Genomic DNA, 11,195 nt, shown 5'->3' with positions numbered 1-11,195 from the left:
CCGCGCACGGCTTCTACTGCACGCTGGGCGCGGCGGCCTCGACGAAGGCGGACAGCGCGTCCGTGCAGCGTTTGGAGCGACGGTCCCGGTCCTCTTCGTCCACCGCCTCGTGCAGACAGTTCGCGAACTCGAAAGCCATGTCCGCGAGGTGCCGCAGCCTCGGTACGTCACAGACCAGATGGACCCGGGTGAGCGCCTGCCGCGCCGCGATGCGCGCCTCGTACGAGGCGAACCGCGCCGCCTCCGCCGCGGGCGCCCCGGGCTGCTCCTCGGCGCGGAACCAGCGGTCGTTCTGGCTGCGCCGGTAGTCCAGGAGGGCGGCCGCGAACCCGCTGTAACTGGCGATGCGCTCCTGGCGGAGCTGCTCCGCGCGGGCGAGTTCCGCGCCGCGCACCGTCGCGCGGCCCTGGAAGTAGTGCGTGACGACGGAGCCGAGCAGGGTGCCGAGGACCGCGATGAGCGCCGCGTCCACCTACGCCTCCCGGACGCCGCCGAGGGACATGCCCCGGCCCGCGAAGAAGTCGGCGAACCGCTCGGCCGGCAGCTCCGCCGTACGGGTCGCCGCGTCCGTGCCCGACGGGTTGTGGAAGTGGAACCCGGACCCGTCCGCCGTGCGGCCCGTGACCAGGACGAGGTGGCCGCCGCGTCCGGGGGCGGGCTCGTGCGGGCGGCGGATCGCGTAGTGCACGGAGGCGATGACGAGCCGCCCCGCGTCGAGCAGGTCGCCGATCCCGGCCGTCGTCAGCTCGCGGTGCACCTCCGCGCCGATGCCGTGCGCCTCCCGCAGGTACGTGACGGCGGGCGCGTAGATCATGCCGTGGATCTCGCCGTCGGCGTCCACCGTGTAGGCGCCGAACTTCAGGGCGCCGTCGCGCAGTTCGAAGAGCGAGGGGGCCCCGGCGCCGAGCGCCATGCGCAGGCAGGTGGCTCCGCACAGGTGGCCCGACCAGCGCGCGTATTCCTCGGCCGTCGCCGCGCCGGACTCCCGCCACGCGGGGTCCTGCGCCCGGTCGAACTCCCCGGCCACGATCGCCCCGACCAGATCGGGCGAGGCGAACTGGGTGTGGCTGGGATACGCACACGTACGGCACGAGGACGGGGAGGTCACTGACGGTATCCGCTCAGGAAGCGCCCGATCCGGCTGATCGCGGCGTCGAGGTCGTCAGCGTACGGGAGGGTGAGGATGCGGAAGTGGTCGGGCCGGGGCCAGTTGAAGCCGGTGCCCTGCACGACCTGGATCTTCTCGCGGAGCAGGAGATCGAGGACGAACTTCTCGTCGTCCACGATTCTGTGCACCTTCGGATCGAGGCGCGGGAAGGCGTAGAGGGCCCCCTTGGGCTTGACGCAGCTGACACCCGGGATCTCGTTCAGCTTCTCCCACGCCTTGTCGCGCTGCTCGTGCAACCGCCCGCCGGGAGCCACCAGTTCGCGGATCGACTGGCGGCCGCCGAGCGCCGCCTGGATGGCGTACTGGGCGGGCGCGTTCGGGCACAGCCGCATGGAGGCCAGCATCGTCAGCCCCTCCAGGTAGCTCTTCGCGTGCTGCTGCGGGCCCGTCACGACCAGCCAGCCGGAGCGGAAACCCGCGACCCGGTACGTCTTGGACAGGCCGCAGAAGGTGAGGACGACGAGGTCGGGGGCGAGGGCGGCCGCGCTGTGGTGCACCGCGTCGTCGTAGAGGATCTGGTCGTAGATCTCGTCGGCGAAGACCATCAGGCCGTGGCGGCGGGCGAGGTCGAGGATGCCCTCGACGATCTCCTTCGGATAGACGGCGCCAGTGGGGTTGTTCGGGTTGATGATGACGACGGCCTTGGTGCGGTCCGTGATCTTCGCCGCCATGTCGTCGAGGTCCGGGTACCAGTCGGACTGCTCGTCGCACAGGTAGTGCACGGCCTTGCCGCCGGAGAGCGTGGTGACGGCCGTCCAGAGCGGGAAGTCGGGGGCCGGGATCAGGACTTCGTCCCCGTCCTCGAGGAGCGCCTGCACGGCCATCGTCACCAGTTCGGAGACGCCGTTGCCGAGGAAGACGTCGTCCACGTCGACGTCGAGGCCGAGGGCCTGGTAGCGCTGGGCGACGGCGCGGCGGGCGGAGAGGATGCCGCGCGAGTCGCTGTAGCCGTGCGCCTGCGGGAGCATCCGGATCATGTCCTGGACGATCTCCTCCGGCGCCTCGAAGCCGAACAGCGCCGGGTTGCCCGTGTTCAGGCGCAGGACGCTGTGGCCCGCCTCCTCCAGCGCGTTCGCGTGCTCGATCACCGGCCCGCGGATCTCGTAGCAGACCTCGCTCAGCTTGCTCGACTGCCGGAACTCCATGCGCGTGCCCTCCAGGCGGACCGGGTGATCCTTGGTGCTGGTTGCGTTACTTGGTTTTACCAAGTGGACGCTTGGAAAGTCCAACAAGTTGCATAGACTGCGAGGTATGCCACGCCGAAGCTACGACCAGTACGACGCCGCCGCCCGCGCCCTCGACGTCGTCGGGGACCGCTGGACCCTCCTGATCGTCCGCGAACTCCTCGCCGGGCCGCGCCGCTACACCGACCTCCACGCCGACCTGCCCGGGGTCAGCACGGACATGCTGGCCGCTCGGTTGCGGGAGATGGAGCGGGACGGCATCGCCACGCGGCGGAAGCTGGAGGCTCCTGCGTCGTCCGTGTACGTGTACGAACTGTGCCCGCGCGGACGGGAGTTGCTGCCCGTTCTCCAGGCGCTGGGCGAGTGGGGGGCGCCGTTGCTCGGGGAGCGGCGGGCGACGGACGCGGTGCGGGCGCACTGGCTGGCCCTGCCCGTGCTGCGCGAGCTGAGCCGTCTCTCCGCGCCCGGGGTCGCCGAAGTGCGCCTCGACGAGGGGGAGTTCTGGGTGCGGGTCGGGTCGGAGCCCGGGTACGGGGAGGGGGCGTACGGGGGCGGGGAGCCGGATGTGCGGGTGGTGCTCGACGCGGAGGTCGGCGGGGCCGTGGCGCGGGGGGAGGTGGGGTTGGTCGAGGCGGTTGCGCGTGGCGGGGTGAAGGTGACCGGGGGTGGTGGCCCGCTGGCCGAGGCGCTGGGTGTTGCCGCGTCAGGCCCTCCCGGCGATTGAGGAGCGGGGTCTGGGCGGAGCCCCTGGGATTGGCGCCGTAGGGGTTGATGCGTGCGATCCGGGTGCGCCGCCGTCGTGGCTGAGCGCGCAGTTCCCCGCGCTCCTGGCGGGGCGGGGCGCACCCGGCGTTCCAGCTGGTTGCGCAGTTCCCCGCGCCCCTGGCGGGGCGGGGCGCACCCGGTCGCGGCCGTGTTACATGGTCGGCGGGACCCTCGATGGGCGGCCCGTGCCGCGGGTCAGGGCGTAGCCGCCGATGCCTGCCAGGGCGGCCAGTGCCGCGCCCAGCGCCGTCCAGAGCCAGCGGCTGGTCCACCAGCCGGAGGCCCAGTCGTGGTCGTCCGTCGTGCCGGCCGTGCCGGGGACCAGCGGGGCGGACAGGGAACCGTCCACCGCCGTGGCGCCGCCCATGTCCTTCGAGGTGGCCTCGACGGACGTGGCGACGGGCAGGCCGAGGTCCGCGTCGGCGAGGCCCGTGACCGTCAGGCGTACGTAGTACGTGCCGGGCAGCGGGTCGTTGGCCCACGGTTCCGACCAGGCCCGCACCGTGCGCAGCGTGCAGGCGAGGTCGACGCGGGTCGCGTCCGCCGCCGCCGCGCGGGCCTGCGTGCCGTACATGCACGACTGGCGGCGGCGCAGCCCGTCGTACACGTCGACGCGCCAGGTCTGCGCGCCGTGCCGGGCCTGCGCCTCGGGCAGCTCGACCGTGGCCCTCACCGTCGGGCGCTCGCCCTGGTCGGCGGGGAAGGACCAGTACAGGTAGTCGCCGGTGGAGGCGTTCGCCGTGGCCTTCTGGCCCTGCTCGACCGCCGTGGCCGTGCGGAAGGACGTGCCCGCCTCGGTGGGCGCCTTCTTGGCACCGCTGTCGTCGTCATCGTCGGCGAGGGCGGGCCCGGCGAACGCCGTCAGCGCCGTCAGGGCCAGTGTCGCGGCAGCGAGGAAACGTCGGGTACGTCGCATCAGTTGGTCCTCCAGACAGCGACTCGCACGCGCGAGATCCAGCCCCACAGCACACCCGCGAGGAAGCCCGCCACGACGAGCGCGGCGAGGAACCACCAGCCGCGGCCGAGGCCGAACGCCGCCACGTCGGACGCCTGGTCCGGGCCGTCCACCACGTCGACGGTCAGCTCGACCGGCAGGCCGGGCGTCGTCTTCACGGAGGCGGGCGCGGAGTAGGAGTGGGAGACCTGGAGGCAGACCGTCTCCGGCCGCGCCTCGTCGCTGTCGTCCTCCGCCTTCGGGTAGCGCAGGCCCGTCGAGATGACGTCCGTACGCCCGTCGCCGGACTCCTGGCCGCGGACGATCTCCCGGCCGTGCTGCGTCACGGCGCGCAGGAGCACCCCGTAGTCGCGGTTGACGGCGCGGTCGGCCGCGACGCTCACCGAGGCGCGCAGCTCCTTGCCGGGCTCGACGTCCACCCGGTAGAAGCGGTGCTCGCCGAACTTCTCGCGGTCCGTGTAGAGGCCGGGCTTGAGCTGCGGGGCGTCCGTGCACCGCGCGGCGCCGTCGACGGCGACCGGCGTGACCACCGGGTCGGCCGCGCGGTCCACCAACTGGCCGACCCGGTCCGTCAGTTCGTCCTTGTGCCGGACCGAGGTGTACGTGCCCCCGGTCGCGTCGGCGATGCAGGACAGCTGCGCGCGGGTCTTGGCGTCGGCGACGAGGCCGAGCGTGTCGATGGTGAGGCCGATGCCCTTCGCGGCGATCTCGCGGGCCACCTCGCACGGGTCGAGCGGCTGGCAGGTGTCCTCGCCGTCGCTGATGAGGACGATGCGGCGGGTGCCGCCCGCCTCGCCCTTGTCCAGGTCGTCTGCGGCCTTGAGCAGGGCCGGGCCGATCGGCGTCCAGCCGGTCGGGCGCAGTGTCGCGACGGCCGTCTTCGCCTCGGTGCGGTCCAGCGGGCCGACCGGGTAGAGCTGGGCGGTGTCCTTGCAGCCCGTCTTGCGGTCCTCGCCCGGGTAATTGGCGCCGAGCGTGCGTATGCCGAGCTCGACCTCCTCGGGGGTGGCGTCGAGGACCTCGTTGAACGCCTGCTTCGCCGCGGCCATCCGGGAGTCGCCGTCGATGTCGCGGGCGCGCATGGATCCGCTGACGTCCAGGACGAGTTCGACCTTGGGGGCGGGCTTGTCCCCGACGGGCTCGTCGGCGGCGGCCGCGCTGCCGACGGGGCCGAGGCCGCCCAGGGCCAGGGCGGCGAGCAGGGCGCTCGCGCCCGCCGCCAGCCGTTGTCTAGTGATCATCGGCGGATCCTATGGATCAAGGAGGGGACATGCCAAAACGAGGGCCGTGATCCCCTCCCGGCGAGGCCCGAGTTGCCCGTATAGCCTGACGGGGTGCTCAGAGAAGTCACCGCCACCCGCTACGTGAACCCGCTGCACACCGGAGGCTCCGTGCCCGGTGTGGTCGAGGCCGACGACCTGGGCACGTACGTCCTCAAGTTCACCGGCTCCGCGCAGGGTGTGAAGGCGCTCGTCGCCGAGATCGTCGTCGGGGAGCTGGCGCGCCGCCTCGGGCTCCGCTTCCCCGAACTCGTGCTCGCCCACTTCGACCCCGCCGTCGCCGCCGACGAACCGCATCAAGAAGTGCAGGACCTGCTGCGGGCCAGCGCCGGGCTCAACCTCGGGATGGACTTCCTGCCCGGCGCCGCGGACTTCACGCCGGACATCGCGGAGGTCTTCCCCGTCGATCCGGTCGAGGCCGGGCGGATCGTCTGGCTCGACGCGCTCACCGTCAACGTCGACCGGACGGTGCACAGTTCCAACCTCATGGTGTGGCCGACGTTCGGGACGGCCGCGCCCCGGCTCTGGCTCATCGACCACGGCGCGGCGCTCGTCTTCCACCACCGCTGGGACGGAGCCGACCCTGGGAAGGCGTACGACTTCCGGCACCACGCGCTCGGAGGGTACGGGCCGGACACGCGCGCCGCCGACGCGGAGCTGGTCCCCAGGGTGACGGAGGAACTGCTGCGGGAGGTGCTCGCGCTCGTCCCCGACGCGTGGCTCACGGACTTCGCGACGCCGGGGGAGGCGCGGGACGCGTACGTGAGCTACCTGCTGGCCCGCGCCCGCGCCTCTGCGGCGTGGCTGCCCACGGATTTTCCGTCCCGGGACGAGCTGGCGGCGGCGGATGCGCGGCGTGCTGCCGCGACTCAGCGGGGGCGTCCCGCCTGGTTGAAGCGGGTTCCGGATCTGCACGGCAAGCCTGCGGCGGAACAGGACTGGTCGATCCACCTGAGCTGAGGCGAGGCCCCTGCGGCGGCTTGTCCCGTGATCGGCTGCCCCGCCGCGGTGGCTGGTCGCGCCGTTCCCCGCGCCCCTGAGGGCTTGCGGCTGCGCCGCGACGCCCTTGCTGGTCGCGTGGTCGGCTGTTCCGCCGTGGTGGCTGGTCGCGCCGTTCCCCGCGCCCCTGAGGGCTTGCGGCTGCGCCGCGACGCCCTTGTTGGTTGCGTGGTCGGCTGGTCCGCCGTGGTGGCTGGTCGCGCCGTTCCTCGCGCCCCTGGAGGCCTGCGGCTTCGCCGCGCCTTCTCCGGTGGTGCGCGCCCCTGAGATGGTGCACGTAGTGCGCATCTCAGGGGCGCGGGGAACTGCGCGAGCAACCACGACGAAAGCCGCGCTCGTAGGACTGCGCATAAAAGGGGCGCGGGGAACTGTGCGAGCAGCCTTCAGCGGGCCCGCGCGTGTGATGCAGGTGAAGGCCCCTGGCACCGCCGCACGGTGCCGGGGGCCTTCATACGGGCCGGGCCGGGGGTCAGCCCAGTTGTTCGTAGGCGGGGAGGGTCAGAAAGTCCGCGTAGTCCGCGTCGAGGGAGACCTGGAGCAGCAGGTCATGGGCCTGCTGCCACTTGCCGGCCGCGAAGGCCGACTCACCGATCTCCGCGCGGATAGCGCTCAGCTCCGCCGCGGCGACCTCGCGAGCCAGCTCAGCGGTGGCCCTGCGACCGTCGTCGAAGACGACCCCCGCGTTGATCCACTGCCAGATCTGCGAGCGCGAGATCTCCGCCGTGGCCGCGTCCTCCATGAGGTTGAAGATGGCGACGGCGCCGAGCCCGCGCAGCCACGCCTCGATGTAGCGGATGCCGACCTGGACGGCGTTGACGAGCCCGTCGTAGGTGGGCTTGGCGTCGAGGGAGTCGATGGCGATGAGGTCACCGGGGGCGACGGAGACGTCCTCGCGCAGCCGGTCCTTCTGGTTCGGGTTCGCGCCGAGGACCTTGTCGAAGGACTCCATGGCGATCGGGACCAGGTCGGGGTGGGCGACCCAGGACCCGTCGAACCCGTCGCCGGCTTCGCGGTCCTTGTCGGCGCGGACCTTCTCGAAGGCGACCTTGTTGACTTCGGCGTCCTTGCGGGACGGGATGAAGGCCGCCATGCCGCCGATGGCGTGCGCGCCGCGCTTGTGGCAGGTGCGGACGAGGAGTTCGGTGTACGCCCGCATGAAGGGGGCGGTCATCGTGACGAGGTTGCGGTCCGGCAGGACGAACTTCTGGCCGCCGTCGCGGAAGTTCTTGACGATGGAGAAGAGGTAGTCCCAGCGCCCGGCGTTGAGCCCGCTCGCGTGGTCGCGCAGCTCGTAGAGGATCTCCTCCATCTCGTACGCGGCGGTGATCGTCTCGATGAGGACGGTGGCGCGGACGGTGCCCTGCGGGATGCCGACGTAGTCCTGGGCGAAGACGAAGATGTCGTTCCAGAGGCGGGCCTCCAGGTACGACTCGGTCTTCGGGAGGTAGAAGTAGGGGCCCTTGCCGAGCTCGATGAGGCGCTTGGCGTTGTGGAAGAAGTAGAGGCCGAAGTCGACGAGGGCGCCGGGGACGGGCGCGCCGTTCCCGTCCACCAGGTGGCGCTCGTCGAGGTGCCAGCCGCGCGGGCGCATGACGACCGTCGCCAGCTCGTCGGCGGGCTTGAGGGCGTACGACTTGCCGGTGCGCTCGTCGGTGAAGTCGATGGCGCGGGTGTAGGCGGCGGTGAGGTTGAGCTGGCCGCCGATCACGTTCTCCCAGGTCGGGGCCGACGCGTCCTCGAAGTCGGCGAGCCAGACCTTCGCACCCGAGTTGAGCGCGTTGATCGTCATCTTGCGGTCGGTGGGGCCGGTGATCTCGACGCGGCGGTCGTTCAGCGCGGCCGGAGCGGGGGCCACCTTCCAGGAGTCGTCCGCGCGGATCGCGGCGGTCTCCGGGCGGAAGTCGAGCGTGGAGGTGCGGGCGATCTCGGCGCGGCGCTCGGCGCGGCGGGCGAGGAGCTCGTCACGCCGGGGCGTGAACAGCCGGTGCAGCTCGCCCAGGAAGGCGAGAGCCGCGTCGGTGAGCACCTCGTCCTGCCGGGGCAGGGGCGCGGCGTCGACGATGGCCAGCGGGGACGGCGCTGGTGCGGACATGAGGCTGTCACTTCCTTCAGCGAGCGGCGGCGCGCGGCGGCACGGAGTGCCGGGGCGCCTGGGTACGGCTGCTGGCCCCGGTTCCCGGGGTCCGGCCCTTCTCGTCAGTGGATATTAGTTTCCTTATCGTGGAAGTTCAATCGTTTGTTGATGTCGAGATTCTCCGGATCGACAGAACGTGGCGCTCAGTGCCACGGCTCTCACTCAAGGTGGCGGCTCACTCCCGGTCCGCGGACGGTACGAGATGCCGGAGGTCGGCTTCCGTGTCGATGTCGTACGCCTCCGCCACGTCCGCGCACTCCACCAGCTCCACGGCCGCCGCGTGCTCCTTGAGGTAGGCGCGCGCCCCGCGGTCCCCGTGCGCGCTCGCCGTGATGCCCGCCCAGTGGTCGCGGCCGAACAGGACCGGGTGCCCGCGCTCCCCGTCGTAGGCGGCGGCCGCCAGGGTCGCGGGGGAGCGGTGGGCGGCCCGGACCCGGGCCACGGCGGCGGCGCCGATGCCCGGCTGGTCCACGAGCAGGACGAGCGCGGCACAACTGCCCGTGCCCGTGAGGGAGTCGAGGCCCGCGCGCAGTGACGATCCCATGCCCTCCTCCCATGCCGGGTTGTCCACGAGCACGCACCCGTCGAGCCGGGCACGCGCGCGTACGTCGTCGGCCGCCGCTCCGAGTACCACGTGCACGGGCCCGCATCCGCCCTCGCGCAACATCCGTACCGCGTACTCCACGAGCGGCCGCCCGTGATGGTTCAGCAGTGCTTTGGGGCGCCCGCCCAGCCGCCGTCCGCCCCCAGCGGCGAGCAGCAGCCCCGCCACCTCACCGGTTCCTGTGGTCGTCATGGACCCTGCATACCGCACGGGTCAAGGGGGCGTCGGCAGCGCGGGTCAACGCGCCCTGAGCAGGCCTCGCTCATGGGCGCGGGCCACGGCCGCCGTCCGGGAGTCGACGCCGAGCTTCGCGTAGAGGTGCACCAGATGGGACTTCACGGTGGCCTGGCTGAGGAAGAGCTGCCGGGCGATCTCGGCGTTGGACAGACCGTCCCGCACCAGGCTGAGGACCTCCAGCTCGCGCCGGGTCAGCGCCTCCGAGGGCGCCCGCAACCGGTCCATGAGGCGCAGCGCGATCGCCGGGGCGAGCGCGGAGCGGCCGGAGGCGGCCGTGCGGACGGCCGCCGCCAGCTCCTCGGGCGGCGCGTCCTTGAGGAGGTAGCCGGTGGCGCCCGCCTCGACCGCCGCCAGGATGTCCGCGTCGGTGTCGTACGTCGTGAGGATGAGGACACGGGGCGCCTTGTCGAGCGCAGCGATCCGCGCCGTGGCGTCGGCCCCGTGCATCCCCGCGCCGCCGAACTGCAGATCCATCAGAACGACATCGACCGCCTCGCCTGCCGCCAGTTCCGTCGCCTGCTCGACGGCCCGCTCCGCCGTGGCGGCCTCCGCGACGATCGTGAAGTCCGGCTCCGCGTCGAGGACGGCCCGCAGTCCGGCCCGTACGACGGGATGGTCGTCGGCGAGCAGCAGCCGGATCACGCGCCACCCCCGGCGGCCATCGGCATGGGCACCGGGACCGGCAGCGTCACCGCGACCGCCGTGCCCTGTCCCGGCGCCGACTCGACGGTGAACGTGCCGCCGAGATCGCGGACGCGGGCGCGCATCGCGGGCAGTCCGAAACCGCCGTCGGCCGCGGGGGACGGGCCCGGCGCGGTGAGGTCCGGGTCGAAGCCGTCGCCGTCGTCGACCACGTCCAGGGCCACCGAGGTCTCCATGAAGCTGAGGGTGATCTCCGCGCGGCGCGCGCCCGCGTGCCGCACCGTGTTGCCGAGCGCCGACTGCGCGATCCGCAACAGGGCCACCTCGTACGGGGTGGGGAGGGCGAGCGGGGTGCCGCTCGTGCCGAACCGGGCCCGCACGCCCGGCGCGGTGGCGCACAGCCGCTCCAGCGCCCCGGCCAGGGAGCCGTGCGCCAGGTCCGGCGGGGTGAGGGCGCGGACGAGGCGGCGGGCCTCGGCCAGATTGTCCTGGGCGGTCGCCCGCGCCTGCTCCACGTGGCCCGCGGCCGGGGACGCCGCGGGCAGGGCGCGCTGGGCCGCGCGCAGCAGCAACTGGATCGAGGAGAGCCCCTGCGCGAGGGTGTCGTGGATCTCGCGGGCCAGCCGCTCGCGCTCGGCGAGGGTGCCCGCCGCGCGCTCCGCGTCGGCGAGTTCGGCGCGGGTCGCGACGAGCTCCTCGATCAGGCGGCGCCTGCGCTCGCTCTCCCGGTACAGCGCCTGGTAGCCGAGCACGGTCGCCACGGCGACGGCGGCGCCGAGCAGCGGCCCGATGAACGCGCCCGGGTTCAGCCCCCCGCCGTGCCCCACGTACGAGGCGATGGCCGCCCCCGCCGCGCCCGCCACCCCGGGCACGCCCCAGCGCACGGGCAGCAGGTGCAGCAGCAGGAAGTAGAGCGGGAAAGCGAGCCAGAGCGCGTCGGGGGAGAGGACGAGCAGCGCCGCCCATACGGCGCCGAGCGCGGCGAGCCAGCACGCGGCGCCCGCGCGCGTGGCCCGCACGACGGGGAGCAGGGCGCCCGCCGCGTACACCGCGCCCAGGACGACGGTGACGGCCACGACGGCACCGACCGGCTCCGCGGAGCGGCCCGTCAGGCCGCGGACGACGACCAGCGCGAGCAGCCCGGCCATCAGCAGATGCAGGCAGAGGCGCAGGACGCGCGGGGCGGGGGTGAGCGAGCGGGAATCCATACCGTTGTCCAGCGTACGA

At 73.0% G+C, this 11,195-nt stretch carries 11 protein-coding genes; 2 read left to right on the top strand and 9 right to left on the bottom strand.

Translation table 11 applies throughout. The features are described from left to right. Positions 1–13: 13 nt before the first annotated feature. Genes C1N81_RS14355 through C1N81_RS14345 form a run of 3 tightly spaced genes read right to left on the bottom strand, consistent with a single transcriptional unit; the run spans position 14 to position 2,313 of the window. Positions 14–472: a hypothetical protein gene (locus tag C1N81_RS14355; RefSeq protein ID WP_394429202.1), complete on the bottom strand. Its 459-nt coding sequence runs from the start codon at positions 470–472 to the stop codon at positions 14–16. After that, complete coding sequence (locus tag C1N81_RS14350; protein WP_394429201.1) at positions 473–1,108, bottom strand: cysteine peptidase family C39 domain-containing protein; 636 nt, start codon at positions 1,106–1,108, stop codon at positions 473–475. Next, positions 1,105–2,313, bottom strand: a complete 1,209-nt coding sequence (locus tag C1N81_RS14345; protein WP_394429200.1) for a pyridoxal phosphate-dependent aminotransferase — start codon at positions 2,311–2,313, stop codon at positions 1,105–1,107. The genes C1N81_RS14350 and C1N81_RS14345 overlap by 4 nt, the downstream gene beginning before the upstream one ends. Before the next feature lie 106 nt (positions 2,314–2,419). Between C1N81_RS14345 and C1N81_RS14340 the strand changes: the two genes are divergently transcribed. Then, on the top strand, positions 2,420–3,076 hold the full coding sequence (locus tag C1N81_RS14340; protein WP_394429199.1) for a winged helix-turn-helix transcriptional regulator: 657 nt from the start codon (positions 2,420–2,422) through the stop codon (positions 3,074–3,076). 192 nt (positions 3,077–3,268) lie between these two features. Here the strand turns inward: C1N81_RS14340 and C1N81_RS14335 are convergent, their stop codons facing one another. Beyond that, a complete protein-coding gene (locus tag C1N81_RS14335; protein WP_394429198.1) occupies positions 3,269–4,033 on the bottom strand; it encodes a hypothetical protein in 765 nt (254 codons plus the stop codon). Continuing rightward, positions 4,033–5,313, bottom strand: coding sequence for a VWA domain-containing protein (locus C1N81_RS14330; protein ID WP_394429197.1), 1,281 nt, complete (start codon positions 5,311–5,313; stop codon positions 4,033–4,035). The genes C1N81_RS14335 and C1N81_RS14330 overlap by 1 nt, the downstream gene beginning before the upstream one ends. 93 nt (positions 5,314–5,406) lie before the next feature. On the opposite strand from C1N81_RS14330, the gene C1N81_RS14325 reads away from it, so the two are divergent. Further along, entirely contained in the window at positions 5,407–6,312 is a 906-nt protein-coding gene (locus C1N81_RS14325; RefSeq protein WP_394429196.1) for a HipA family kinase, read from the top strand. A gap of 508 nt (positions 6,313–6,820) precedes the next feature. Here C1N81_RS14325 and aceB read toward each other — a convergent pair. The 4 genes from aceB to C1N81_RS14305 form a co-directional block, all read right to left on the bottom strand. Further along, positions 6,821–8,443, bottom strand: coding sequence for a malate synthase A (gene aceB, locus C1N81_RS14320; RefSeq protein ID WP_394429195.1), 1,623 nt, complete (start codon positions 8,441–8,443; stop codon positions 6,821–6,823). A 217-nt stretch (positions 8,444–8,660) separates the two neighbouring features. Beyond that, complete coding sequence (locus C1N81_RS14315; protein ID WP_394429194.1) at positions 8,661–9,281, bottom strand: nucleotidyltransferase family protein; 621 nt, start codon at positions 9,279–9,281, stop codon at positions 8,661–8,663. A gap of 45 nt (positions 9,282–9,326) precedes the next feature. Beyond that, positions 9,327–9,968: a response regulator gene (locus C1N81_RS14310; protein WP_394429193.1), complete on the bottom strand. Its 642-nt coding sequence runs from the start codon at positions 9,966–9,968 to the stop codon at positions 9,327–9,329. Continuing rightward, positions 9,965–11,176 (bottom strand): sensor histidine kinase, encoded by a 1,212-nt coding sequence (locus C1N81_RS14305; protein ID WP_394429192.1) that lies wholly within the window; start codon positions 11,174–11,176, stop codon positions 9,965–9,967. The genes C1N81_RS14310 and C1N81_RS14305 overlap by 4 nt, the downstream gene beginning before the upstream one ends. Positions 11,177–11,195: the final 19 nt, after the last annotated feature.

This window comes from Streptomyces sp. SGAir0957, assembly GCF_043523415.1.
The sequence above is the reverse complement of the archived record's forward strand: the minus strand, read 5'-3'. Positions and strand labels throughout refer to the sequence as shown.